This is a genomic window from Belliella calami (assembly GCF_022549695.1).
In the GTDB taxonomy this organism is placed as follows: domain Bacteria; phylum Bacteroidota; class Bacteroidia; order Cytophagales; family Cyclobacteriaceae; genus Belliella; species Belliella calami.
Window position 1 is genome coordinate 448,115 of the sequence record NZ_JAKZGS010000002.1, and the last position, 24,589, is coordinate 472,703.

The 24,589-nt window shown below is 35.9% G+C and carries 25 protein-coding genes; 11 read left to right on the plus strand and 14 right to left on the minus strand.

The window, feature by feature from the left end; translation table 11 throughout:
- Nucleotides 1–81: 81 nt before the first annotated feature.
- From MM236_RS04190 to MM236_RS04210, 5 genes are all read left to right on the plus strand, one after another.
- Nucleotides 82–798: a 16S rRNA (uracil(1498)-N(3))-methyltransferase gene (locus tag MM236_RS04190; protein ID WP_241273674.1), complete on the plus strand. Its 717-nt coding sequence runs from the start codon at nucleotides 82–84 to the stop codon at nucleotides 796–798.
- A gap of 112 nt (nucleotides 799–910) precedes the next feature.
- Entirely contained in the window at nucleotides 911–1,405 is a 495-nt protein-coding gene (locus MM236_RS04195) for a hypothetical protein (protein WP_241273675.1), read from the plus strand.
- Nucleotides 1,406–1,428: 23 nt separating this feature from the next.
- Nucleotides 1,429–2,577, plus strand: a complete 1,149-nt coding sequence (locus tag MM236_RS04200) for an alpha/beta hydrolase (protein ID WP_241273676.1) — start codon at nucleotides 1,429–1,431, stop codon at nucleotides 2,575–2,577.
- Nucleotides 2,578–2,688: 111 nt separating this feature from the next.
- Nucleotides 2,689–4,125 carry a leucyl aminopeptidase family protein gene (locus MM236_RS04205; RefSeq protein WP_241273677.1) on the plus strand — a complete coding sequence of 479 codons (1,437 nt, stop codon included), beginning with the start codon at nucleotides 2,689–2,691 and terminating at the stop codon, nucleotides 4,123–4,125.
- 3 nt (nucleotides 4,126–4,128) lie between these two features.
- Nucleotides 4,129–5,346: an ATP-grasp domain-containing protein gene (locus tag MM236_RS04210; RefSeq protein ID WP_241273678.1), complete on the plus strand. Its 1,218-nt coding sequence runs from the start codon at nucleotides 4,129–4,131 to the stop codon at nucleotides 5,344–5,346.
- Nucleotides 5,347–5,379: 33 nt separating this feature from the next.
- On the opposite strand, the gene MM236_RS04215 is transcribed toward MM236_RS04210, so the two are convergent.
- Genes MM236_RS04215 through MM236_RS04230 form a run of 4 tightly spaced genes read right to left on the minus strand, consistent with a single transcriptional unit; the run spans nucleotide 5,380 to nucleotide 7,158 of the window.
- Nucleotides 5,380–6,111, minus strand: coding sequence for a hypothetical protein (locus MM236_RS04215; RefSeq protein ID WP_241273679.1), 732 nt, complete (start codon nucleotides 6,109–6,111; stop codon nucleotides 5,380–5,382).
- Between the two features lie 23 nt (nucleotides 6,112–6,134).
- On the minus strand, nucleotides 6,135–6,335 hold the full coding sequence (locus MM236_RS04220; RefSeq protein WP_255742335.1) for a helix-turn-helix transcriptional regulator: 201 nt from the start codon (nucleotides 6,333–6,335) through the stop codon (nucleotides 6,135–6,137).
- Nucleotides 6,325–6,705 carry a hypothetical protein gene (locus MM236_RS04225; RefSeq protein ID WP_241273680.1) on the minus strand — a complete coding sequence of 127 codons (381 nt, stop codon included), beginning with the start codon at nucleotides 6,703–6,705 and terminating at the stop codon, nucleotides 6,325–6,327. Before MM236_RS04225 ends, MM236_RS04220 begins: the two co-directional genes overlap by 11 nt.
- A gap of 9 nt (nucleotides 6,706–6,714) precedes the next feature.
- The gene (locus tag MM236_RS04230; RefSeq protein ID WP_241273681.1) at nucleotides 6,715–7,158 is read right to left on the minus strand and encodes a hypothetical protein; all 444 of its coding nucleotides are present in this window, start codon (nucleotides 7,156–7,158) and stop codon (nucleotides 6,715–6,717) included.
- A gap of 239 nt (nucleotides 7,159–7,397) precedes the next feature.
- Between MM236_RS04230 and proC the strand changes: the two genes are divergently transcribed.
- The gene (gene proC / locus MM236_RS04235; protein WP_241273682.1) at nucleotides 7,398–8,201 is read left to right on the plus strand and encodes a pyrroline-5-carboxylate reductase; all 804 of its coding nucleotides are present in this window, start codon (nucleotides 7,398–7,400) and stop codon (nucleotides 8,199–8,201) included.
- Between the two features lie 132 nt (nucleotides 8,202–8,333).
- Here the strand turns inward: proC and MM236_RS04240 are convergent, their stop codons facing one another.
- The 4 genes from MM236_RS04240 to MM236_RS04255 all read right to left on the minus strand — a co-directional run bounded on the left by MM236_RS04240 (nucleotide 8,334) and on the right by MM236_RS04255 (nucleotide 12,586).
- Nucleotides 8,334–8,951: a hypothetical protein gene (locus MM236_RS04240; protein WP_241273683.1), complete on the minus strand. Its 618-nt coding sequence runs from the start codon at nucleotides 8,949–8,951 to the stop codon at nucleotides 8,334–8,336.
- A gap of 11 nt (nucleotides 8,952–8,962) precedes the next feature.
- A complete protein-coding gene (locus MM236_RS04245) occupies nucleotides 8,963–9,415 on the minus strand; it encodes a (2Fe-2S)-binding protein (RefSeq protein WP_241273684.1) in 453 nt (150 codons plus the stop codon).
- Between the two features lie 30 nt (nucleotides 9,416–9,445).
- Nucleotides 9,446–11,611 carry a xanthine dehydrogenase family protein molybdopterin-binding subunit gene (locus MM236_RS04250; RefSeq protein WP_241273685.1) on the minus strand — a complete coding sequence of 722 codons (2,166 nt, stop codon included), beginning with the start codon at nucleotides 11,609–11,611 and terminating at the stop codon, nucleotides 9,446–9,448.
- A 417-nt stretch (nucleotides 11,612–12,028) separates the two neighbouring features.
- Entirely contained in the window at nucleotides 12,029–12,586 is a 558-nt protein-coding gene (locus tag MM236_RS04255; protein WP_241273686.1) for a TetR/AcrR family transcriptional regulator, read from the minus strand.
- A gap of 504 nt (nucleotides 12,587–13,090) precedes the next feature.
- On the opposite strand from MM236_RS04255, the gene MM236_RS04260 reads away from it, so the two are divergent.
- Together MM236_RS04260 and MM236_RS04265 are read left to right on the plus strand one after the other, a co-directional pair.
- Nucleotides 13,091–13,960 (plus strand): alpha/beta hydrolase, encoded by an 870-nt coding sequence (locus tag MM236_RS04260; protein ID WP_241273687.1) that lies wholly within the window; start codon nucleotides 13,091–13,093, stop codon nucleotides 13,958–13,960.
- A gap of 105 nt (nucleotides 13,961–14,065) precedes the next feature.
- Nucleotides 14,066–16,240 carry a penicillin acylase family protein gene (locus MM236_RS04265; protein ID WP_241273688.1) on the plus strand — a complete coding sequence of 725 codons (2,175 nt, stop codon included), beginning with the start codon at nucleotides 14,066–14,068 and terminating at the stop codon, nucleotides 16,238–16,240.
- 319 nt (nucleotides 16,241–16,559) lie between these two features.
- Here the strand turns inward: MM236_RS04265 and MM236_RS04270 are convergent, their stop codons facing one another.
- Both MM236_RS04270 and MM236_RS04275 read right to left on the minus strand, forming a co-directional pair.
- On the minus strand, nucleotides 16,560–17,801 hold the full coding sequence (locus tag MM236_RS04270; protein WP_241273689.1) for a hypothetical protein: 1,242 nt from the start codon (nucleotides 17,799–17,801) through the stop codon (nucleotides 16,560–16,562).
- A gap of 108 nt (nucleotides 17,802–17,909) precedes the next feature.
- Nucleotides 17,910–19,379 (minus strand): cryptochrome/deoxyribodipyrimidine photo-lyase family protein, encoded by a 1,470-nt coding sequence (locus MM236_RS04275; protein ID WP_241273690.1) that lies wholly within the window; start codon nucleotides 19,377–19,379, stop codon nucleotides 17,910–17,912.
- 39 nt (nucleotides 19,380–19,418) lie between these two features.
- Here MM236_RS04275 and MM236_RS04280 point away from each other — a divergent pair, with 39 nt between their 5' ends.
- Nucleotides 19,419–19,703, plus strand: a complete 285-nt coding sequence (locus MM236_RS04280; protein WP_241273691.1) for a TIGR03643 family protein — start codon at nucleotides 19,419–19,421, stop codon at nucleotides 19,701–19,703.
- A gap of 311 nt (nucleotides 19,704–20,014) precedes the next feature.
- Here the strand turns inward: MM236_RS04280 and MM236_RS04285 are convergent, their stop codons facing one another.
- The 3 genes from MM236_RS04285 to MM236_RS04295 form a co-directional block, all read right to left on the minus strand.
- Nucleotides 20,015–20,350 (minus strand): rhodanese-like domain-containing protein, encoded by a 336-nt coding sequence (locus tag MM236_RS04285; RefSeq protein ID WP_241273692.1) that lies wholly within the window; start codon nucleotides 20,348–20,350, stop codon nucleotides 20,015–20,017.
- A 62-nt stretch (nucleotides 20,351–20,412) separates the two neighbouring features.
- The gene (locus MM236_RS04290; RefSeq protein WP_241273693.1) at nucleotides 20,413–20,664 is read right to left on the minus strand and encodes a hypothetical protein; all 252 of its coding nucleotides are present in this window, start codon (nucleotides 20,662–20,664) and stop codon (nucleotides 20,413–20,415) included.
- Nucleotides 20,648–21,538: a sterol desaturase family protein gene (locus MM236_RS04295; protein WP_241273694.1), complete on the minus strand. Its 891-nt coding sequence runs from the start codon at nucleotides 21,536–21,538 to the stop codon at nucleotides 20,648–20,650. Before MM236_RS04295 ends, MM236_RS04290 begins: the two co-directional genes overlap by 17 nt.
- Nucleotides 21,539–22,006: 468 nt before the next feature.
- Here MM236_RS04295 and MM236_RS04300 point away from each other — a divergent pair, with 468 nt between their 5' ends.
- Together MM236_RS04300 and MM236_RS04305 are read left to right on the plus strand one after the other, a co-directional pair.
- Entirely contained in the window at nucleotides 22,007–22,813 is an 807-nt protein-coding gene (locus MM236_RS04300) for a universal stress protein (RefSeq protein WP_241273695.1), read from the plus strand.
- A 203-nt stretch (nucleotides 22,814–23,016) separates the two neighbouring features.
- Entirely contained in the window at nucleotides 23,017–23,676 is a 660-nt protein-coding gene (locus MM236_RS04305; protein ID WP_241273696.1) for a PAS domain S-box protein, read from the plus strand.
- On the opposite strand, the gene MM236_RS04310 is transcribed toward MM236_RS04305, so the two are convergent.
- A complete protein-coding gene (locus MM236_RS04310; protein WP_241273697.1) occupies nucleotides 23,673–24,518 on the minus strand; it encodes an alpha/beta hydrolase in 846 nt (281 codons plus the stop codon). The genes MM236_RS04305 and MM236_RS04310 overlap by 4 nt on opposite strands.
- Nucleotides 24,519–24,589 lie beyond the last annotated feature (71 nt).

The window sequence follows — 24,589 nt, forward strand, 5'->3', positions numbered from 1 at the left end:
AAAAACACTTTAAATTTTACGCTACACATTTAATCTTATCAAAAGCATTACTTAATTTAGCTCAAAGAAAACACAAAAAGAATGCAGCTATTTTTCCACGAACACACCAACGAGGATCATTTCGACCTTGATGCAGAAGAATCAAAACACCTTATCAAAGTACTGAGAAAAACGCAAGGAGATCGTGTTCATTTCACTAATGGAAAAGGAAGTTTGCTTCACTGTGTAATCACAGAAGCAAATCCAAAAAAAGCAAAACTCAGAATCGAAGAAAGGGAGTTCACACCTGAGGATGATTATTATATTCACCTGGCTATTTCTCCCACCAAAAATTCTGACCGAATGGAATGGATGGTGGAAAAATTGACCGAAATTGGTGTACATGAAATCACTTTTATGGAATCTGAATTTTCGGAAAGAAGCCATCTCAAGCTTGACCGTTTAGAGAAAAAAATTATTTCAGCCTGTAAGCAAAGTCTCAAGACTAGAATTCCGAAATTAAATCCAGTTCGCCCAATGACTGAATTGGTCCAAGACAAAAACTTTGACACTTATCAGAGGTTTATTGCTTATGTGGATAAGGAAAATGACAGACATTTATTTGACAAAACAAAAGTTGATAATGCATACTTGGTTTTGATTGGTCCTGAAGGGGATTTTTCAAAACAAGAATTACAATTAGCATTTGACAATCATTTCTTACCTTGCTCTCTTGGAAAAAGTCGGTTAAGATCCGAAACTGCTGCAGTCGCAGCAATACATACTTTACAACTAAAAAACAATTTAAAAGAATTATAAATTCAAGCTAGCTCTAAATCATGCAGGTATATTGCTTCATTCAAAAATGTCTAACACAGGAACAATATTAAACCTTTTCCGTTGCAAGCTTTCCTATAAAACAAATAAAAAAATGAAAAAAACAATCCTAAACTTATTCGCCCTAGCACTACTTGCCTCGTGTCAAACTGCAGTAAATGAAGAAAAAAGTACAGCAGTAGGTTCTGAAGGCTGGTTGGAAGGCACATCTGAAGAGAAATTTGAAGAGGTAGCGCATCAACTAGGCGGATTCAGCAGGACGATGGTAGAAGTATCCTATAGATATTCCGAATTGTATTGGGCCGGAATGGATGAAAACTGGGGTTATGCTGAGCATCAGGTGGAGCACATGATAGAAGCCATAGAAGATGGTCTAAAAAGAAGACCTGTAAGAGCAGAATCAGCAGAAAGTTTTATGAAAGAAACTCTGCCAGCAATGGAAGAATTGGTCAAAAAAGAAAACAAAGAAGAATTCATCAAAGGGTTCAGAGCATTGACATCAGCATGTAACGCCTGTCACGCTAAAGAAGGTGAGTCTTACATTATGATTCAGGAGCCAGAAATTAGAACCTCTCCGGTCAGGTTTTAAAATTTATTTTCAATTTATTTTCGATGATTAAAGATTATATGGTTTTGCCTACAGACGATAAAGATACTGCGGAAAAGAAAGGCTTAACTTTGATTCTAACTACAGAAGAGGACGACGATAGGCCTGTCTTTATCTCAGGTAATTTCAATAATTGGCTTACACAGGACAACGAATTCCAAATGAAGAAATTGGAGGATGGAAAATATAGCTATGTTTTCCCTTCCGATTTTGAGATCTCTTTTCCCTTAGAGTACAAATTCACAAAAGGAGATTGGTCTGAAGTGGAAATTGATAGGTATGGAAACAAAACCCTGAACAGGATTATTCCCGAGTACAAGGAACATCATGAAGCACATGTACCGAGATGGAGAAAAAATTGGCTACCATTTCAAGCTGAGCATCTTCCTAAGATCCATTTGATCTCTGAGGAATTCGAGATTCCCCAACTTAATAAGACACGAAAAATCTGGGCTCTACTTCCTCACGATTATGATACATCAGAAGAGTGCTATCCCGTTCTCTACCTTCAAGATGCCCAAAACCTTTTCAATGAAAATGCCGCTTATGGCAATTGGCAAATAGACAAAAAACTTGCTGTAATGTCATATTATGGCATAGGAAAGCTGATAGTCATTGCTATAGAGCATGCGGAAAAAGATCGTGTAATCGAATACAATGTCGGAAACACATTACTTGGCAAAGGACAAGGAAAAAAATACATCAGGTTTGTAACTGATACACTAAAGCCTTTTGTGGACAAAAACTTCCGAACCAAGCCGCAGCGGGAATTCACCGGAATAGGTGGTAGTTCTATGGGTGGATTGGTAAGTATTTTTAGCGGACTGATGTATCCAGAAGTCTATGGAAAATTGATGATCTTCTCTCCTTCCCTTTGGGTCTTGCCAAAGATCAAGTTTTCTTTTTTGGATATCTACGAGCCTATGGACACTAAAATCTACCTTTATGCAGGTGGTGATGAAAGTGAAACCATGATCAAGCATGTCAAAAAATTCAAAAAGAAACTTCTCAAACAAGAAGTCAACAAAGAAAAAATGAAAATAAACTTGTCCATAAACGAAAAAGGAAAGCACAATGAAAGCTTTTGGAGTGATGAATTTCCAAAAGCAATGGAATGGTTATTTTTCAAAGACAAGGAGGAAAAATCCTTATAAATTTTAATCCCATATTTGCACTAGAGCCTTCTTGAATAATGAAGGCATCAAATAGGCTATCTAACCTGCCTTTTTACGAGAAAATCAATTAAAATTTAGACCAAAAAACAGATGAAAATCAATATTTTAAAGTCATCAGCCTCACTTGTGGGAATTATACTTTGCCCATTTTTAGAAAATGAAGATGGCGTCAAGGTTCCAGAAGAATTGCTAAAATCAAAGGTCTCCAAAAATCTTTTCTCAGGGAAAAAAGATAGTCAATTCATTCTCGAAGATCCTAACAGTGAAAAGGTTATCATCTTGATTGGTTTGGGAAAAAATCCCAATTTCAAATCCATTCAAACAGCTTTTAGAAGAATCGCACATAAAAAAGCTGATTTGATCTCAACGGATCTAAATATTTATTTTTCTCAAGAATTGAATGAAAACCATCTTCAGGCTGCAATCAGTGGATTGTACCTGGGGACATATAGATTAGGTCATTTCAAAAATACCGAAAAACAAGTTAAAGACTGGGAAAAAGTAACCTTAGGAATTTACGCAACAATAGACCACACAGAAGAACTAGCGATTTCATCTAAGAAAATCGTAAATGCACAGTTAGAAAGTATGAAAATGGTGGATCTTCCGCCAAACACTGCCACTCCAGAGTACTTGTCAAACTGGACAAAAGAAGCTGGAAAAAAATATGGATTTTCGGTAAATGTATTGGATAGAAAAGCAGCCAAAGAAATCGGGTTAGAAGCATTCTTGGCAGTCAGTCAAGGTAGTGATTTGCAGAGAGCACCACAGTTTATCATTGCAGAATACAGAAGTTCGGATGCCAAAAAGCATATTGGACTGGTAGGTAAAGGGGTTACTTTTGACACAGGCGGACTAAATATCAAAACAGCAGGAATGGTTCATATGAAATGTGATATGGGTGGAGCTGCTGCTGTTTTAGGTTCATTGCAGGCAATTGCTGATTTGAAATTACCGGTAAATGTAACGGCAATCGTTCCATGTGTGGAAAATGCCGTAGATAACCTTTCTTTTTTGCCCTCGGATGTTATTGGAAGCTATAGTGGTAAGACAATTGAAATCATCGATACGGATGCAGAAGGAAGGTTAATCTTAGCAGATGGTCTCTCCTACCTGATCAAAAACTATAAAATTGATACTGTTATGGATTTCGCAACCTTGACAGGCAGTGCAGTTGGTACTTTTGGATATGATTGTGCAGCATTATTTACAAATGATAAAGTACTTTCGGAAGCACTTCAGGAAAGTGGAGAAGCTGTAGGCGAAAAGATGTGGCCTCTCCCACTTTGGGACAGTTACAAATCCGAAATGGACAGTGAAATAGCTGATATAAAAAATTATAACGGAAAACCAGTTGCTGGAGCGATTACAGCAGCAAAGTTTTTGGAAGCATTTACTGAAGATCATCCATCTTGGGCACACATCGATATAGCAGGAACTGCATTTGGAGACTCCGAATTTGCAAAAACTAAGCATGCTACTGCTTATGGTGTCCATTTAATTATTAAATTGTTGCAAAACTTATAAGCTATGAATACACCATCAAAAACTTTTATCTGCGTATCCAACTTTTTCAAAGGGGGAGATTTCATGTCTCAATTAAACAAATTAGGGAACAAGGTATATCTGATCACATCAGAAAAACTTAAAAACAAACCTTGGCCTCACGAACATCTAGAAGAGATTTTCTATATGTCTGGTCAAGATTTAGATTGGAATCTTGAGCATCTGCTACTTGGAGTAGCGGATCTGATGAAATCAAACAAAATAGAGTCCATCATCGCTTTGGATGATTATGATGTAGAGAAAGCAACTTTTCTCCGTGAAAATCTAAGAATCCCAGGAATGGGACAAACCACAGGCCGGTATTTTAGGGACAAGCTTGCCATGCGTATACGTGCCAAAGCTGCCGGAGTGTTGGTTCCTGAATTTTCAGCGCTTTTCAATGATGAAGAAATCAACCACTTTGCAGACAATGTAGCAGCTCCTTGGGTATTGAAACCTCGATCAGAAGCTTCAGCAAATGGGATCATCAAGGTCCATGACAAAGAGAACCTTTGGAAGCATATCCATGAATTGGGAGAAAACAGGATTAGATATCTTGTGGAACAATTCAAGCCTGGTGATGTCTATCATGCAGACGGCTTGAATGTAGGTGGAAAAGTGATTTCATGTACAGTCTCCAAATATCTTGCAACACCAATGGAGATCTCCCAAGGTGGCGGGATTTTCAGAAGTGCAAATGTAGAGTATGGCTCTGATGATGACAAAGCCATCCAAAAAGCCAATATTGAAGTTATGAAAGCTTTTGGGATGAAAGATGGAGCTACACATACAGAGTTTATAAAAAATCGTGAGGATGGTAAAATCTACTTCTTGGAAACCTCTAGCCGGGTAGGTGGAGCACATCTAGCGGAAATGGTGGAAGCAGCTTCAGGCATCAACTTGTGGGGTGAATGGGCTAAAATAGAAGATTCACTAGCTAAAGGCTACACTTACAAACTTCCTAAGAAAAGAAAAGAATATGCAGGAATTGTTTTGACACTTTCAAAATTTGAAAAGCCAGATCTTTCAAGCTTTGATGATGAAGAAGTCTGCTTTAGAGTTCCTTTGGATTACCACGCAGGAATGATCGTAAGATCCAAAAAACATGCAAGAGTAAGAGAATTGCTTGACGGGTATGCTGAAAGATTAACGTCAGATTTTTCGACTACAGCTGATCCAGAAAAGCTCACAAAATTACATTAAAGGGCGAAAAAAAATTTCGCCCATTACTTACTACTACTCTGAAGAAATAATCAAAACCTCTTGAATTTTTACTACTTCGTTAATTTCAAATCCTTGTTTCTTAAGGTCTGAAAGAATGCTATCAAGTTTTTCAATATTTGAAATTTCAACGCCTATTCTTTCGGACTTTTCCATTTCGGTAGCTATAAATTTATTCGAGCCAAGATTTTCATTCATCATATTTACCATTTGCTCAAGGGAATAACCGACATATCTCCCCTTTCCATTTTTGATATCAGAAAAAGAAACCATTCCTTTGTCCATTTGACTTAGCATAGTTGCCATTTGATCAAAATTTGAAATACTAATTTCATAAAGTTCATATCTTTTTGAATCCATTGAAGTTCTGTACCCTAACTTTTCAAAAATAGCAGTTCCGACTTCCCTTCGAACCTCTTCTAAGGGAACTTTACTCTTCAACTCCAATCTATATTTTCTTTTATCTTCTCCTTCGAAATCCAAAAATGGAGTGTCAAAAAGCGCCATAATAACCTCTTCAAATGTTCCTGACTTTTGCAATAAATTAGGCCCTGAGGCTGATCCTTTTAAAACAATTCCTGAAATAAACTTTTCTCTATAAAGTTCCAACTCGAACCTTTCGTTCTTAATTTCCAATACGCGCTCTTGCTTTGGACCTTCTTTTTTCAATGTTTCATACTTGAATACAAATGATGCAATTGAAAGCATCATCAAAACTCCAACAAACAATACTTTAACCTTTTTCATTTCAAATCAATTTTAAGTTTGAATCAATCATTTTCGTCTAAATCAAATATATCTTCTACTTTGATTTCAAAACACTTTGCAAGCTTCAATGCCAAGACGGTGGAAGGCACATATTTACCTGCTTCAATAGAGTTGATCGTCTGTCTACTTACTCCAATTTGATCAGCCAAATCTTGTTGGGTCATATCTTTCTTCGCACGCTCTACCTTTAGACTATTCTTCATTATTCTTAAAATAAAGTTGATAGTAGAAAACAATAAGGTAGATTCCAATAAAGATAATCCCTACCAAGACCGCTGGCATGGGTAGATTCACAAGACCTTCTGCTCTCCATTCATCAAATAAGGAAAATCCCAAAACAAAAAGTACTTGTGCAAATACTGCCGTTTGAAGTGAATTCAATCGGATTGTTTGGATCATTTCATCTTCTATTTTCTCTTTGGCAGAAGCGATGATGAACAAGCCAAAGAATGCCATACTCATCATGAAGAGAAAATAGAAATAACCAAAGATCAAATGACCTAAAACTGAAATAAGAAATAAGGAAAACCCAATAGATTTGAAATAGGTAGGTAATAAAAATTTAGGGATCATATCAGGATGCTATTTTGAATGTTTTTCATCTATTCGGTTTGATTTCCATATTTGATATTTCAGTGCTCCCAATACATAAGTGCTTAATAAAAACATTACCAATGGAGCTGATATTTTTGGTCCAGATATCAATTCATTTGTGAAATTCCCTAAAAGATGAACTACTATCAAAAGCCCAAGTCCCCAGACCAACCAATAAAATCCAGTTTGAAATGCCTGAAGTCTGAAATGCTTGATCATTTCATCCTCTTTATCTACTGCAGTCAGAATCATAATTATTGATCCCATAGCCCAAAAAGAATAAATCAAATCCGCTACACCTTCTCCAGTCAACCTTATTTTCAATAGAAATAAAATAACGAGAACAAATACTGGAGCTGGATACAAAAAGTAAGCAAAAATATTCCACCTCTTATTTAGTAGAGGAACATGTATAATTTTATCATTTTCCATAAGACAACTTTATTTTACCAAATGTAAAACAAACTTTACATTAAGTAAAACAAATTTGATTTTATATTTTGAAAAAAAATAGATTGACGTTTTCAGAATTTTCAATCAAAAGCTTACTTAAAAACATATTTTATTCTTAAATCAAAATCTCAACACTACGATTTCAATAGATATAGCAAAGGCTATTTTAAATATTTCTAACTTTATAAAACTTTGATAAAGATTTACTGATATATAAAATGACATCTAATAAAAAAATTGCTATCATCGGTTGTGGAAACTTGGGAACATCGATTGCCAATGGACTTTTGGAACAATCGGATTTTTCGGCCCAAAATCTCCATATCACGAAAAGAAATCCAGCCAACCTACTCTACCTTCAAGATAAAGGAGTTCGTGTACATAGCGACAACATGATCGCTACAAAAGAATCTGATATTATAATTTTGGGTGTGAAGCCTTATAATGTGACTTCAATTTTAAAAGAGATCAAGCCTATGCTTGACAAAAATAAACACACAATTATCTCGTTGGCAACTGGAATTACACTGGATGAAATGTATGCAGTAGTAGATCGTGAAATGGTCGTTTACAGAGCTATGCCAAATATTGCAGCAGACATCAATGAATCGATCACGTGTATTTGTGGCAGAAATAATGACTTAATTACTGATGAATTGGTAAAAAACCTATTCAATAGCATTGGATTTTCGATTACAATAGATGAATCTCTGATGGAAGCGGCAACCGTTCTTGGTGCATGCGGTATCGCATATGTTTTGAGGTTTATGCGAGCGATGATTCAGGGAGGCATTCAGATTGGGTTTGACGCTAAGACAGCTTCCCAGATTGTAAACCAAACTGTCAAAGGAGCAGCAGAGTTGATGATCCAAAAAAACATGCATCCAGAGGAAGCCATAGATAAAGTAACCACTCCAAAAGGCTGTACCATCGTAGGGCTTAATGAAATGGAACATCAAGGCTTCTCTTCTGCCATGGTAAGAGGAGTATTGGCTTCCTACCAAAAAATCGCTAAGGACTGAAATATAATAATATAAAAAGAGGAATAGCTTTTGGATTTCCAATTAATATCAAATTTGACATTAATTGATAATCTAAAGCTATTCCTCTATTGAAAAACTATGAGTCTAAATGCTTAGCTCTGAAAGACAAAATCAATCAGGCAATGCAGCCCCTTTTTCGATCCATTCTTTTAGACTCTCCACAAACTCTTCGTGGGACAATGGTGGACGAGTACCGTAAGACCAACTATGTAATACCAATGGTTCATGCTCTACATGGTGAATCAAGTCTTCTTGCCAATTTACAAATCCTGTAAACTCATTGTCCATAAAGTGTTCTGCAAGTTGCCTTGGGCTTTTACCTTCAAACACCATTTTCATATGAGCTGGTGGCAACTGCCATATATCATGCCCTGGAGGCATGTTGTCTCCAGGAATATTTTTCTCCTGATGACAATTAGAACATTTGAGGGCATAAAGACCTTTTCCATCTATACCTCTTTTCACATTTTGGCTATGGATATGGCTATCATCACCTTGTAATGGAGCATCGCCTGCTGGATGACAATTGACACATCTGGGATGCATAAATACTTTATAAGCTTTTAGAAAGGCTTGCTTGGACTCTTCTTCCAGTTGTTTTTCAAACGCATAGTTTTTTTCGACTTCTTCATGGTTTTTATTTACTGCAAATACAGTAACAAAAACCATCAAAACCATAGGGGTCCATATTAAGAAGGAATTCTTTAATTTGTTAAAAATATTTTTCATATCGTTTCAGTTTAAATACTCTTTGCCGCAATATGGATGGCTTCTCTAATTCTTTGATATGTACCACACCTACATATATTGCCTGCCATGGCATTATCAATATCTTCATCTGTTGGTTTTGGATTTTCCCTTAAAAGGACAGCCGCTGACATTACCTGTCCAGATTGGCAATAGCCACATTGAGGTACATCTTTTTCTATCCAAGCTTTTTGGATCGGTTCGGACAAAGACTTATCTAGCCCTTCTATCGTCACGATTTTCTTTCCTTTGGCTCTAGAAAGTGGCGTTATACAAGACCTAACAGCCTCCCCTTCCAAGTGCATTGTACATGCTCCGCATTGCGCCATACCACACCCAAACTTAGAACCTGTCAATCCTAACTGCTCTCTGACAATCCATAATAATGGTGTATCTTCAGTGGCATCTACATTATGTTTTTTTCCGTTTACATCTATTTCTATCATGATAAAAACTATTTAAAAGTTGTCAAAAATTTACACAAAATCCTTTTTGTCAAATGGAAGCTTTGAAATCCTCCTTCCAGTCAATTTATAAAGTGCATTTGCTATTGCTGGGGCAATCGGAGGAACTCCAGGCTCACCAACTCCTCCCATCACCTTATCACTCTCCACTATATGTACATCTACAAATGGAGTTTCATGCATTCTTAGCATTTTATAATTGTGGAAATTGCTTTGTTCGATAGCCCCTTCTTTCAAAGTGAGCTCACCGTAATAGGCTGATGTAATACCGAATATTGCACTGCCTTCAATTTGGGCTTTGACTGCATCAGGATTGATATAAGGACCACAATCTATCGCAGCTGTCACATGGTGTACTTTAGGCCATTGATTCTCCAAAGAAACCTCTACAACAAATGCAACACAACTACCATAAGATGAATGAATAGCCAAACCTAAAACATGACCACTCGGAAGTGTTTGTCCCCATTTTGATTTACTGATAGCCAATTCCAACGTCTCGATACTTCTAGGGTCATCTTTCAGTAGCTTCTTCCTAAAGCTATATTCATCTTCCCCTGCAGCTTCAGCCAATTGGTCAATCATTGTCTCAACAGTAAATGCATTGAATGAATGCCCTACTCCTCTCATCCATAAACAAGGTATTTCATTAGGGGTTTCATGCCAAAGAAGCTTGAAATTAGGCAAATTGTATGGAGTATGTACAACTCCCTCAACTGCCAAATGATCAATATCATCATGAACCAGCATTTGTTCAAGGGCAGTGCCTCTAACAAAACTTTGACAAACGATGTGATGTTCCCAGGCAATTGGATTACCATTTTCATCAATGGCAGCTTTTACTTTACAAAGGGCTTTAGGCCTATAATATCCTCCTCTAATGTCATCCTCTCTAGTCCAAATCACTTTAATTGGAAGACCTACAGCTTTAGAAACTTGAACTGCCTCTGAGACGATATGTCCATCAAGAACACTTTTTCTACCAAAACCTCCACCTACATAATGATTGTTAACTTTTATTTTTTCTGGTGCAACCCCTGCATAATGAGAAGCGGTAAGCATATCAAAAGTCGGCATTTGGGTACCGATATAGATATCGCAACTATCTTCTTTTACATCTGCCAAACAATTCATTGGCTCCATAGGAGCATGCGCCAAATAAGGAAACTCAAATTCGGACTCGAAAACCTTACTCGCTTTTCCAAAACCTTCCTTCAAATTACCACGTTCCTCAGCCTGCCTTCCTACAGATTGGAGCTCTTTTGCGAAAGCCAATGATTGTTTTGGTGTATCAAGGTTTCCATTTGTACCACTACTCCACTCTACTTTCAAAGCATCTCTACCTTTTTTGGCATTCCAAAAACCATCTGCTACGATAGCAATACCTCTATCGATTTCTATAACGTGTTTTACGCCATCTATAGCTAGCGCAGTATTTGCATCAAATGATTTCACTTTACCACCAAATGCTGGAGGCCTTGCAATGACTGCTACAAGCATATTTGGAACACTTGCATCCATTCCAAACATGGCCTCGCCATTTGTTTTGATCTTGGTATCCAATCTTTTGATCGGTTTCCCTACAACTTTAAAATCCTTTGGATCTTTTAGTGCGATACTTTCTAAATCTGGTGCCTCTAGCTCAGAAGCTTTTTCTGCCAATTGGCCGTAGGTCAATGATTTACCATTTCCCTTTACCACCCCTTTTTCTACACTGCAATCCGACGGAGAAATTCCCCAAGTCTGAGCAGCTGCATCTATTAACATCATTCTAGCAGCAGCGCCAACCTGCCGCATTCTTGTCCATTCCGATAAGGCACTTATACTACTTCCTGTAGCTTGGATCGGTCCCATTTGGGTGTGGTTATAAGCAGGATCTATAGGAGCATGCTCGACTTTGATCTTATCCCAATCCACTTCAAGTTCTTCTGCTATCAGTTGGCATAATGATGTATAAATCCCTTGACCAAGCTCCGAGTGGTTCGCAATGATCGTAACAGACTCATCTGTGCCGATTTTTATAAATGCATTTGGAGCATGATAAGCTATATCTTTGAGGTTCATGCCTTGCTTTTTACTACAAGCCATAGGAATTTGAAATCCCAAAACAAGGCCTCCAAAGGTTATAGCACCGGTTTTTAAAAATGATCTTCTCTTTAATTTAACTTCATCCAGCATAACAATAAAATTTAAAATAATTGGCGGAAAGTTATCAAAATCCAAATACTGAACAAATATTCAGACTACGCAAAATACTTGTGCTTAGTAATTTATAATTATTCTGAATAAATATTCAGAAACTCAAAAACAATGAAGGCCTATTCTATTGTTTTTTGTTGAAAAATTAAAAATCAAATTACAAATGATTTTTCCAATAACGATATCAAATCAAACTGGTTACAAATTTAGAATGTTGTCAAATTTGAAATTCAAACCTCACACTACTTCCACTTTATCATTTGATAATCAGTAAATTGAGATTTACCCAATGAAAAGGAATGAAAAAGTCAAAAAGCTCCAATTCAAAAAATCGCCATTTTTTCACCCACAATTCTTTTGTCCAAAGACAAGTAAGAATCTAGAAACTTCGATTGTTTATTTCTTTATCGCATCCCAAAGCATTGAAAGCAAAAGATGGATATTTTTTTGATCCATTTCAATACCTTCATCTTTTGACCAAAGGATCCATCCATTCAATGTACTAAAAGAATACAACCTAAGATGTCGTGGTGAAAGTGGTTTAAACATCCCTAAATTCAGACCTTCTTCATACAAGTCATCGAAAGCAAGAAAATCTTTCATTGCAACTTCGTGTATCTCTTTGCTCAATACCGGTGACGCTGCAAAATGATATGAAAAATAATACTCCAATGGATTATCGCAAAAATAATTGATTACCCTTTCCCATAGAAATTCAAACCTTTCCTTTACTGTTCCATTACCCGCATAGTCTCGAAATATATAAGTGGATTCTTCTTTTTTTTGCTCAATCCAAATTTGTTGTACAATCTCATCTTTACTTTTAAAATGCTTATATATAGTTCCTATTCCAACTTTTGCTCTTTGCGATATATTCGCAAATGTTACAGTATGAAGGCCACGCTCAACAATAAGCTCTAATGATGCCTTTAAAATTCTTTTTTTCTTTTCCATGCTTAAGGGTACTAATATGGATAATATCTACAATCCAAGTAATGAAGTGCACAGCATATCAATTTGGGTGACTGATTAGCTAAAACCAAGAACATACCGACGATCGATGTGACAAAATTATATATCATTTCCAAGTCTCAACTTAAAGAAACGCCTATTTCATCACTAAAATTATCAGTAAAGTTTGGAGTGGGTGATCTATTTTGAAATTCTTTCAAAAAGCAACTGGTGATTCTTTGATTTTTTTTGGGTGAAAATTTGAAATCTAATACTTTTCTGAAAGCATATTTTTGTATTGTTTATTCCATTGGAAAATCTCTTCATCTGGTTTTGAAGATCAGAAACTAATCCCGTCTCACAATACAAGAGCGAACTTAATCGCAAAGTTCTGTTTAACCAAATATTCATATTCAAATTTCTTAAACTTTCCATAATCTAAGTAAATTGTTTTTACTAAACTTTAAGCTCGATTCCTTAAATTGGCACAATCAAAACACTATACCTATGAAACTTTTGAAAACCACAATATTTCTTCTGCTGATAAGCTGTAGCTTCCTTCAAGCAAAGACGGACACAATTGAAGTTTTTAGCAAAGCTATGAACAAATCCCTAAAAGCCACCGTGGTCAAACCTGCTGGAATTGATGGTTTAGAAAAGCAACTCCCTTCTGTGTATGTACTTCATGGTGCATGGGGAAACCATCTTGATTGGCATAAAAATGTCAAAAAAGCTGACCTTTTACAAAGTCTTGCTGATCTCTACCAAATCATCCTTGTTACCCCAGGAGTTGCACCATTTTCTTATTACTATGACAGTCCGCTGATGGATTCTGTCCAATATGAAACATACATCAGCAAAGAGCTAATCCCATTTGTAGATGCAAATTTCCCAACCATCAAGGACAAAAATTCAAGAGCAATCACAGGCCTTTCTATGGGTGGTCATGGTGCAATGATGATCGCTGCGAAGCATCCAGAACTATTTACTGCCGCAGGATCTATGAGTGGCGTGATGAATATCGATGTACGTACTTGGGTCGGAAATGAAGACACACAAGAACAACGACGAAAAAGCCAACAAGAGATGCTTGGAGATATTGAATATGATTATCCATTCAGTCCCTATACTGCTGTAGGGCTGGTAAATCAAATGAAGCAAAATGGAATTGCGCTCATAATCGACTGTGGAGTGGATGATTTTCTGATCGAAACCAACAGACAGCTTCATCAATTGCTACTGGAAAATGAAACACCGCATGAATATACAGAACGACCTGGAGCACACACTTGGGATTATTGGACTGATGCTCTTCCCTATCATATGCTGTTCATCAATCAAGTATTTGAAAAAAAAAAAATCAGATCGCTTGATTAAATGAATCACTATTGACAGAAATTTTCTCGAAGTTCTGAAATTTTGAAAAAAACAAACTTCCCAAATTCACTGTCAGCTATTTCAAAACAAACTTCCTCCAATATCATGGCCAAAAAGATCTATTTATTACTTTTTATATTTTCACTCTATTTACCATCTATTGCCCAAGAAAACCAGCAGTGGGAAACTTATGCCAAAAATAACGAGATCGCAAGAGATCAATGGGGAATCCCCCACATATACGGCAAAACAGATGCAGATGCTGTATTTGGGATGATTTATGCCCAATGTGAAGACGATTTCAATCGGATAGAAACAAACTTCATTAACGCCATGGGGAGAATGGCTGAGGTCGAAGGTATTTCGCAGCTATTTATTGACCTGAGAATGAAGCTTTATATTGATCCCGTCGTGGTCAAGAAAGAATATGAAGATAGCCCACTATGGCTCAAAGACCTGATGGATGCTTGGGCAGCAGGGATCAATTACTTCCTCCACACCCACCCTGAAGTTCAACCAAAGCTTTTGACAAAATTCGAACCGTGGATGGCTTTGACCTTTAGTGAGGGTAGTATTGGTGGTGATATTGAATCGATTTCACCCAATGGGTTAAAACAATTTTATGGTGAAAAAGCACATGCTTTTTTATCTTATTCAGAAAGAGATTGGGAAGAAGAACCCCGAGGTTCGAATGGTTTTGCTATAGCACCAAAATTAACTAAAAATGGCAATGCCCTTTTGATGATTAATCCGCATACTTCCTTTTACTTTCGTCCAGAGGTTCATGTAGTCAGCGATGAAGGGCTCAATGCTTATGGAGCTGTGACTTGGGGACAATTTTTTATTTATCAAGGATTCAATGAATATAATGGTTGGATGCATACATCTGCAAAAGCAGATGCCATTGACCATTTTGCCTTAACTGTAGAAAATCGAAAAGGAAAATACCATTATAAATTTGGAAATAAATGGAGACCTTTGACAGAAAAAAAGGTCATTGTCAAATACAAAGAAAATGATCAAATGCTTGAGCAGGAGTTTACGGCATTTTATTCTCATCATGGACCTGTAATTCGTGAGGAGGATGGAAAATGGATTGCTATAGCTTTGATGGTGGAGAGAGAAAAAGCTCTTATCCAATCATACAAAAGAACCAAAACAAAAAACCATGCTGAGTTTCATGCCAACATGGATCTCAAAACAAATTCTTCGAACAGCACTGTGTATGCAGACAGAGATGGTACAATCGCTTACTATCACGGTAATTTCATTCCCGTGAGAGATCCGAAATTTGACTGGCGAAATGTGGTTGATGGCAGTGATCCTGCTACAGATTGGAAAGGTCTGCACGAAGTTGAAGAAATGCTCTTTATCAAAAACCCAGAAAATGGTTGGATTCAGCATTGTAACTCTGACCCTTTCAATGCTTTGGGCAAAAACAGTCCCAATCGTGAAGACTATCCTCCTTACATCGCTTGGGACACCGAGAATGCCAGAGGAATCAATGCCGTTAGGATACTCTCAGACATCAAGGATTTAACTCTTGAAAAACTCATATCTGATGTGGCTTATGAACCAACTTTGATGGCTTTTGATCCCTTGATTCCTGCTTTGAAAAAAGCATATGACAAATTGCCTGAAAATGACCCAAGAAAAGAAAAACTTAAAGAACCAATGGCGGTTTTGGCAAATTGGGATTTAAAAACAGGAATCAATTCTGTTGGGACTTCTTTGGCTGTATTTTGGGGAAATCAAATGATGGCAGAAGGTCGAAGTATGGAAAAATCATGGGATACTTACATTTTTGATTTTTTGGCTTCAGAAACAAGTGATGAACAAAAGCTAATTGCGCTTGAAAAAGCGATAAAAAGACTTACTGAGGATTTTGGAACATGGAATCTACCTTGGGGAGAAATCAACCGGTTTCAGCGAGTAAACAATGATATTCAAGGTAAATTTTATGATGAATTACCTAGCTTACCAATTGGCTACAACTCTTCACTCTGGGGTTCACTTTCAGCTTATGGCAGCAGAGCATATCCAAATACCAAAAAATGGTATGGAAATGTGGGAAACAGCTTTGTGGCTTCAGTAGAGTTTGGAGAAAAAGTGAAGGCCAAGTCTCTTCTTGCTGGTGGCCAAAGTGGGAATCCATTTTCCCCTCATTTTGTAGATCAAGCGGAAATGTACAGCAAGGGGGTTTTTAAGGATGTAAACTTTTACAAAGAAGATGTGATGAAAAATGCTAGAGTTATTTATAAACCCGGGAAAGTTAAGTGAGTTAAGAGTTGAAATGAGTTATTTGGGAATTGGTTGATTAAGTTAATGGGGACAGGTCAATAGTTAATTAATTGGACTAGTTGCAAATATAAATTTCGGTAATCTAACGTAAATTAGATCATCTATCAATAAGGAAAAGATGAATTGCTGATGGTTGATACGAGTCATCAAAGGGTATATGGCGAAGATCACGAAGAGCCAATATGGTCACTTTCCCTTATACCTTTCCTGAATCCGGCAAATTGTGCCTTTGGATTCAAGTGAAAGTAGATCGTCAAATTATCAATAGCGTTTTTTGTTGTGGAAGCGGGGTAATTGATTAAAAACCAGAAGAAAAAAGCCCCATTGAATCACTTATTTTAGGTTTAAGTAAATCCTCTGCTGGTTTATAGAATGCTCCAGACCGAGTAGATACCATCACCAAACTATCCTTATAATAAGAACTTATTCCTGTTATTTTATGACTTTCCAACCCACTATTGTCTAATTCATTTACCATTAACTGACTGGGGGAAATAGATATTTGAAATATCTGGGAATTAAAGAAGCCGAATAGCGCACCATTGAACTCTTCGAAACGAAGCAAATCAAGAGAACCAAAATCAACATTTGAAGAAAATTCCGACAACACACTCCATGATTCCCCTTCATCAGTTGAATAATATGATTTCAAAATGGTAGTATGGTCTAATAAAAGAATGATGTTGGATTTTGGATCTTTTACTAAATAGCTATCAGATATTCTGAGATTTCCATTATTATCACGGATATCTCTATTTATCATTTTAATACTTCCATCAAAATACGTTTTAAAAAAACCAAAAAAAGTAGATACCAAAAACCCATCATTTACAGGTAATACAGAAAGAAATGCATTACCAAAGTTTTCTTCATATTCCTGTTGAATCGGCGCCTTAAATGTATGAATCGAAACAAGGTCTACGCCTAGACCAGCCCACCCTTCAGAACTTTGCTTTATTTCAATAACCGCAAATTTCTCCGGCCTAAAATATTCTTCACGGTCAGCATTGATAGTGTTATAAGAAACAAATAGAAAATTCTCTTTAAGTTCAAATGCATTACCTCTCGATATACCCAAACTTGAAAACTCTCTAAAATCTGGATCAATATCTTCTCCTTTAATTTCCAACCCTTCCCATGGAGCTGACAAATCCATAGGCTTTAACATGGAATAAACTATTATACTATTTGGCATCTCAACAAACCTAACAGGTAAATACTTTTCACTTACTGGAAAAGATAAATTCCCATATTTATGTTTTCGTCCAGGATTTTGAGTGAGATTTAGAAATTGAAAAATGTTATCAAACCTATGATTCGTAGAGTCATAGGTTCTCACTCCATAACCAAAATCATGAAGTGTTACTATGTAATTACCCATTTCAAAAATACCCCGCATTGCTTTAAGGTCATGTTGATAAAACGAATGTTTAGTCCACTCAATTTGATCTTCAACAGTTGGTTCAGGGTCTTGCTCATCATCTATACAAGAAAAAATTGTCAGAGTAAATAAAGCAAATAATATTATACGCATTTTCATACCCTAAGATAACTAAGGCTTTGTATTGATCGGGCAAAAGGCAAACAATAATGACTAATTTTTATTTAAATGAACTTATTATCCGATGAAAGGTAAAGTAACAAAAACTCATGACCATCGATTTGGCACTGTATGAAAATTCAAAACTCTGTTGGCTTCCTCGATTACGGCTGGATGTTTTTGAGCTTGCCAAATTTGATCTCTGGCAAATTTTCCCGACTTTTCTAAGTCAACGATTGGAAATGGATAATCTTCACCTAATCTGAACCCCATCATTTCCTGTTCAATCTGGGTTATTTCCCAAGGTTGATGAATCAATGAAACTGGCAGTTTCTCCAATTCCGGAACCCATTTTTTAATAAAAACTCCATCTGTATCATGATCCTCCGATTGCTTGACTGGATTGTAAATCCTTACAGTATTGATACCAGTCACACCTGCTTGCATCTGAAGCTGTGGATAATGAATTCCCGGTTCGAAATCCAGAAACTGCCTAGCAAGAAAATCCTTTCCAACTCTCCAGTCTTGAAAAAGATGATGCGTCAAAAATGATACAACCATCGCACGCATTCTGAAATTCAAATAACCAGTTTCCTTCAGGCATCTTACGCAAGCATCCACAAGTGGAAAGCCTGTCACACCATTTTCCCAAGCTTTCACTTTTTCTCTATCAAGTGGTTTTTGAATGATTTCAAAACCTTTGTTGACATGCTCCTTCTCCATTCTACATTCCATTTCAAACTTTTGGATAAAATGGCAATGCCACCTCAGTCTAGATTGAAAATTGGTAAGGTTTCTATTTTGAAATCCTTCTTTCTTTCTTGATTCTGCCGCTTGAAAAACCTGCCTGATGGATAGGTTACCCCATGCAAGATAGGGCGAAAGCCTGCTACATCCTTTTCTACTCATCTCTGGTTTGGAAATGTGTTTGCTATAATTTTTTACCCTTTCTGAAAAGAAGGAATTAAAATATTTATAAGCTGTCATCTCTCCTCCTTTTTGCATCATAGGATGGATGGCTTTCCAAGATTCAGAAATAGCCTTTGGATAGAGCTGATTTTCGAATGACTTTGAAAGCATAAAGTACTTTCCTTTTTCAAACTCTGGATTTTGCAGAGGCTTACTCATCATAGCATACCAATCTTGAGACCAATTTGACCTATTTTTTAGACCTCTTTTCACCCCTTGCTGCGCAAACTCTATCCATTTGATCCCACTTTTTTGAAGTAGTTTCTTCATTTGCAAATCTCTTTCAAAAGTAACTTTGATACCTGTCTCGAGATGTGAAAAAACAGTTTTAACTTGATAGTACAAATTCAATTTTTCAAAAAAATCAACTGGATTCATCAGATATACATGAACTTTAGTATCATAAATTTCAAGTTGCTGGTTCAAATCCTGCAAGCTTTGATATACAAATCTCCAATGCCTGTCATCGCTTTGGGGTGCAGCTATCAGATCAGGTTCAAAAAAATAAACCATGATGATAGGTAAACCAGCATCAATTGCTTTTTTCAATGGCTCGTGATCTCTTAGCCTTAAGTCACGCTTGAACCATACCACATTTACTTCTTGCATGATTTGAAAACATTTGAGACTGATCAAAGTTTTCTTAATATGAACAAATTTTCAAATTTAGAAGAAACTGACATCGATAGAATCATAGAAATGGCCTGGGAGGATCGGACATCATTTGATGCTATCGAAAGACAATTTGGTATTGTCGAAAAGGACGTGATAAACATTATGCGTAGAGAAATGAAACCAAGCTCCTTCAGGATGTGGCGCGCAAGGGTACAAGGAAGAAAAACAAAACATGCATCAAAATCACCTGAAGATGTAAATCATTTCAAATGTGCCCAACAAAGAACGATCACTCTCAATAAAATTAGCAAAAGATGAAGATGATTTGAAATCAATAGGAATATTCACAATATTGGATGTTCGGTATGAAATGAACTTTGAATATCACTGTTAATCAGCAAACAAGCTATATGCAGTTGTTAATGATTTGTAAATACCCGTGTCGTGTGGCAGTCTGCTGAAATTCAAATTACATTTACAACAAGACATTTTATGGCTACATGCAGGTGAACAGATGGTTACACTTTTTTAAAACCAAAAAAAGGTAAAAACGACTAGTTCTTTACCTTTCTCCAAGACATTAATTTTCCTTAACTAAGGATAGTATATCTATATATAAACACTTTAAGTTAGGCTATATCATATGGCCAACCAGAAATGCCTGAAGATAAATTATAGACATTCTCAAAACCATTTTCTGTCATTACTTCACAGGCCTGACCACTTCTATTCCCACTTCTACAGTAGAGATAGTACTTTTTGTCTTTAGGTAGATTTTTGATTTGATTTAAGAATCCTGGTCCCATGATATCAATGTTTCGAGCACCTTTGATTTTACCTGATTGAAATTCGCTGGCTGTCCTCACATCAATTATGACAGCATCTGTGTTAGACAATCCTTTTTTAAATTCATCAGAATTCAAATCTGAATATAATTTTGGCTTTGATTTAAAGAAATTAAACATGTTTCTATAAGTTTTATTTAATCAAAAATACGCTTAACCAAACTATCATAAAGTAACAACTGTCACTTACCTAGATTAACATCATATTTTTTGGCTATAAAATTCCTAAACCTATTGATAATCAATCGAAAAAATAAAAAGAATGGTAGTCCATGAAAGAAAAAATCAAACCAATCCAATGCTTCCATACCTTTTGCTCCTCCTAGGATCCACCTTACTTTACCAAAAATATGTGGTTCTGGAAAAAATGGAGCCAAACCAAGTGTTAAGCAAAGTATTGCGACAAATTTCCAACTATTAAGAGATGTTTTCATTATTATTTTTTGTGTGAAATGGATAAATTGTCTGATACCAAAATGTTTTAGGAAAGCTCTCCATCCCCTCAAATCCCAACGCTTCATTTTTTCCTTCATTTGGTATATAAGCAGTACCAAAAAGATAATCCCAAATACTAAGGGTCAAACCATAATTTACTCCATTTAAGCCTTTTGGGAGGTGTTTAGCATGATGCCAAATATGCATGACTGGATTATTGAAAACGAACTTTAGTGGGCCGTAAGTAATCCTGAGGTTAGCATGATTCAAATGCCCAATAGCAGTTGTGAATATATGAACGATAAAAAAATCGATAAGTCCAAATCCAATCATTGCCAAGGGAATGTACTGTACAGTTTTGTAGATGATGGTTTCCATCCAGTGAAACCTAAGATGCGCAGCAAAACCCATTTCTTCTACAGAATGATGCACTTTATGAAATTCCCAAAGGGCTGGATACTTGTGCAAAGCTCTATGGACATTCCATTGTATAAAATCTGCAAGAACAAACAAAATTAAAAATTGTAGCCAAGTAGGCCAAGACTCTACTTGAATAGCCACAATATTCTCTACACCAAGTGCGCCTAATAGATCATTGAATATTTCCACCGCAACATTAGATATTGCATTGTATGCAATCAAAGAGAATAAAAAGAAATTAAAAAACATGTAAAACCCGTCCAACCAAAAATCTTTTCTCAGAATCGATTGGTTTTCTCTCCAAGGAAAAAAAACCTCCAATAACCATACAAACACAGATAAACCAAATAGCCACCAGAAATAATTCAAAAATGACGGATATAGGATTTCATTTTTGAGGTAATCAAAATACCCAAAATATGCATCGTAGATGATATCAATGTATTTTTGCATGCTGTCTATATATTTTTGAAATTAAATGAATTTTTAATTTGATTAGCATCAATAGTTGAAAAGATTACGTATGGAATTTTTTGCCAGAATAAAATAGCAAAGTTACTACGCTTCGACACAACAATTGAACATTTTGAATATCCGCTTTTTTACAAGTACCCATTTGGAATCTAGTATGAAATACACTTCTATAAGCTATAGACTGATGACTGTTGTTGAGGAGTTTATATACAAATGATTGTGATAAATTTACCCACTGTTATCATTGCTGATTTTCAAATTGAAAATAAAATCAAATTTTGAAATCCAATTCTCCATTTCAAAACTAGGTAATATAATTTCTATCTGATGTGATTTAAGTTACATTCATTTAGAAATTATGTAACAATTTCTTCAAAGAAAAAAGAGTCCTAATTCTGTTGATTCGCTTCAAATCTTCTTAAATTAGAAACTTAACTACCAGCAATTATGAAAATATTAGTCCCTACCGATTTTTCCGATAATGCCAACAATGCACTAACCTTTGCAAAAAAGATAAGTTCAGGAAGAAATGACGTCCAAATCACACTTTTGTTTGCTTATTACGCTGTTTATGATTTTGCTGCACATGCCATAGAAATAGTAGAAACAATAGAAACTGATTCACAAAAAGCAATGAAAAAAGCTGTATCAGATGCTAAAATTGAAGGCATTGCAATTGATTACCAAATAGTCCAAGGCACAGTGGCAACCTCTGTAACTTCTAAAGCCTATAAGGAAGATTATGATTTAATCGTAATGGGAACTCAAGGTGCTTCAGGAATAAAAAAGAATTTGATAGGAACAAATACTGCCCATGTCATAAAAGACAGTCAAGTCCCGGTACTAGCGATTCCTTCCCAATCAAATTGGAAAAAATTAAATGAAATTATCGTAGGAGTAGAATTAGATGGGAAAGAAAATCTTTTCTATAAAAAACTGATTGCTTTGACTTCTTCTTTGGGATTTCCTTATCATTTTTTCAATCTTAAAGTTAGCTCGGAAACTGAAGATTTGATTTCGCTTGAAGATTTCCAGAGGAATTTTAAGCTAACATTTCCAAATATTGATTTTACTGTAGACCAACAATTCGCAAAAAGTGTAATTGATGGTATTGAAGAACAGCTAAAAGAAAAACCAAATAGTATTTTGGTGATGTTTTACAAGAAAAAATCCTTTTTTGAATACATGTTTAATTCCAGCAATTCAATAGCCATGGCTTACCATTCATCGGTTCCTCTATTGGTGTTAAAATAGAGTATTCTTCACTTCTCGTTTTGTAAAATTAATATTTTTTTATTTCATAATTCCCTTTTTGTATTACAAAATAAGACAATTGTATCTTATTTTTATATTGTATTTGGTGAGGTTTATGTAATCAACTTGATTAATTTTGTAATAGAAAATCTGTCAATCTCATAAAATCCTAACGAGAATAGAAAAGACATCTAGCCATTTTTATGAATGACAAAAAAAATATCGAAGAGCAAGATTCAAGATTTCATTTTGAGGAACTAACCTCCAAACTAAAAGCAATTTTAGACAGCACTCCAGATTATATTGTTCTAATTGATCTTGAATTCAAAATACAAACATTCAATAAAGTTGCGTATGAAAACTGCGAAAAATTCCACGGAAAAAGATTGGTTGAAGGAAATGATTTTAGAAAATATGTTTCCAAAGAGGTAGAAGAAGATTTCTATGAAAACTACTACAGAGCATTAGAAGGGAAAAATAACAGGTTTGAAAAAGAAATTGAGGTATTTACTTCAGAAAATATATGGCTTGAATTCATTTTTTATCCTGTATTTGATGAAGAAAAGAACCTGAAAGGATCGACTCTATTGATAAAAAATATCACTGCAAGTAAAAAACACATTGCCAAGATAGAAACCCAAAATAAGCGATTAAAAGAAATAGCTTGGACACAATCTCATGTAGTAAGAAACCCCCTTGCCAACTTAATGGGTTTAGTCAATCTCCTATTGATGGAAAAAAACAATCTTGAGCCAGACCATTTGGAGGGATTCTATCTGAATATTTTGGAAGAAGCACATAAACTCGACCTCATCATCAGAAAAATCACAAACTCGACAGAAGAGGACGAATATTTCAATTAGGTTTTCTCAATTCTTATTGCTATCCATTCAATAACATCCTTTATCACTTTCTCTTTTTCGAATTCATTGATCAATTCATGATATAATCCTTCATACCTAGTGTAAGTCTTATCCTCAACATTTGCTTTTCTGAAAAACTCCTCACTTCCAATCGGATCAGTAAGTTGGTCTGCCGTACCATGGATCAGTAAAACAGGATTTTTAAATTTATTTAGGTTCAATTTTATGCCTTTCATCATTCGGAGAAGTTCATAACCTGTTCTGGCAGGGATGGCATCAGAATATACCATAGGGTCTTCATTGTATTTTCTGACCTCCTCCAAATCATGGGATATCGTGCTGCTATCAAGTTTGAAAGTTTTCAACTTAGGCGCTAACATACTCACAAAGGAAGATACCTTGATCAAAATTTTGGAGATACTATCAGATGGCTTTAGCGATGCAGAACTCAATATCACTCCTGTCAATGCTGGCTGGTAATCAATACAATATTTTGCCACCATTCCTCCTCCCATGCTATGTCCAAAAATAAATAAAGGTACATCTGCACAATAAGCTTTGACTTTGCCGAGTAGGGCATCAATATCTTTTAAATAATCTTCATGGCTTGAGAAGTAGGCAGTGGGTTTGGGCAAGGAGGATTTCCCATGTCCCCTACCATCAAAAGTAAAAACAGCAATACCAGAAGCGACCAATATTTCTGCAAAATGCTGATACCTACTGCTATGTTCTCCCAAACCATGTACTAAAAGCAAAGCTGCCCTAGGAACTTCCGGCATCCACGCTTGGAGGAAAAGCATCTTATTATCGTGTGTTGTATAAGTTGACTCTAGGTGATTCATTAGGGTTTAGGTTTTAGAGTACTGATGTTGAATTTTAATTTTTTATGTCTTTCTGTCTTCTCCTGAATTTA

Coding starts and splice junctions, on each gene's coding strand:
- MM236_RS04190 (WP_241273674.1), top strand. CDS start 82: ATGCAGCTATTTTTCCACGAACACACCAACGAGGATCATTTCGACCTT.
- MM236_RS04195 (WP_241273675.1), top strand. CDS start 911: ATGAAAAAAACAATCCTAAACTTATTCGCCCTAGCACTACTTGCCTCG.
- MM236_RS04200 (WP_241273676.1), top strand. CDS start 1,429: ATGATTAAAGATTATATGGTTTTGCCTACAGACGATAAAGATACTGCG.
- MM236_RS04205 (WP_241273677.1), top strand. CDS start 2,689: ATGAAAATCAATATTTTAAAGTCATCAGCCTCACTTGTGGGAATTATA.
- MM236_RS04210 (WP_241273678.1), top strand. CDS start 4,129: ATGAATACACCATCAAAAACTTTTATCTGCGTATCCAACTTTTTCAAA.
- MM236_RS04215 (WP_241273679.1), bottom strand. CDS start 6,111: ATGAAAAAGGTTAAAGTATTGTTTGTTGGAGTTTTGATGATGCTTTCA.
- MM236_RS04220 (WP_255742335.1), bottom strand. CDS start 6,335: ATGAAGAATAGTCTAAAGGTAGAGCGTGCGAAGAAAGATATGACCCAA.
- MM236_RS04225 (WP_241273680.1), bottom strand. CDS start 6,705: ATGATCCCTAAATTTTTATTACCTACCTATTTCAAATCTATTGGGTTT.
- MM236_RS04230 (WP_241273681.1), bottom strand. CDS start 7,158: ATGGAAAATGATAAAATTATACATGTTCCTCTACTAAATAAGAGGTGG.
- proC (WP_241273682.1), top strand. CDS start 7,398: ATGACATCTAATAAAAAAATTGCTATCATCGGTTGTGGAAACTTGGGA.
- MM236_RS04240 (WP_241273683.1), bottom strand. CDS start 8,951: ATGAAAAATATTTTTAACAAATTAAAGAATTCCTTCTTAATATGGACC.
- MM236_RS04245 (WP_241273684.1), bottom strand. CDS start 9,415: ATGATAGAAATAGATGTAAACGGAAAAAAACATAATGTAGATGCCACT.
- MM236_RS04250 (WP_241273685.1), bottom strand. CDS start 11,611: ATGCTGGATGAAGTTAAATTAAAGAGAAGATCATTTTTAAAAACCGGT.
- MM236_RS04255 (WP_241273686.1), bottom strand. CDS start 12,586: ATGGAAAAGAAAAAAAGAATTTTAAAGGCATCATTAGAGCTTATTGTT.
- MM236_RS04260 (WP_241273687.1), top strand. CDS start 13,091: ATGAAACTTTTGAAAACCACAATATTTCTTCTGCTGATAAGCTGTAGC.
- MM236_RS04265 (WP_241273688.1), top strand. CDS start 14,066: ATGGCCAAAAAGATCTATTTATTACTTTTTATATTTTCACTCTATTTA.
- MM236_RS04270 (WP_241273689.1), bottom strand. CDS start 17,801: ATGAAAATGCGTATAATATTATTTGCTTTATTTACTCTGACAATTTTT.
- MM236_RS04275 (WP_241273690.1), bottom strand. CDS start 19,379: ATGCAAGAAGTAAATGTGGTATGGTTCAAGCGTGACTTAAGGCTAAGA.
- MM236_RS04280 (WP_241273691.1), top strand. CDS start 19,419: ATGAACAAATTTTCAAATTTAGAAGAAACTGACATCGATAGAATCATA.
- MM236_RS04285 (WP_241273692.1), bottom strand. CDS start 20,350: ATGTTTAATTTCTTTAAATCAAAGCCAAAATTATATTCAGATTTGAAT.
- MM236_RS04290 (WP_241273693.1), bottom strand. CDS start 20,664: ATGAAAACATCTCTTAATAGTTGGAAATTTGTCGCAATACTTTGCTTA.
- MM236_RS04295 (WP_241273694.1), bottom strand. CDS start 21,538: ATGCAAAAATACATTGATATCATCTACGATGCATATTTTGGGTATTTT.
- MM236_RS04300 (WP_241273695.1), top strand. CDS start 22,007: ATGAAAATATTAGTCCCTACCGATTTTTCCGATAATGCCAACAATGCA.
- MM236_RS04305 (WP_241273696.1), top strand. CDS start 23,017: ATGAATGACAAAAAAAATATCGAAGAGCAAGATTCAAGATTTCATTTT.
- MM236_RS04310 (WP_241273697.1), bottom strand. CDS start 24,518: ATGAATCACCTAGAGTCAACTTATACAACACACGATAATAAGATGCTT.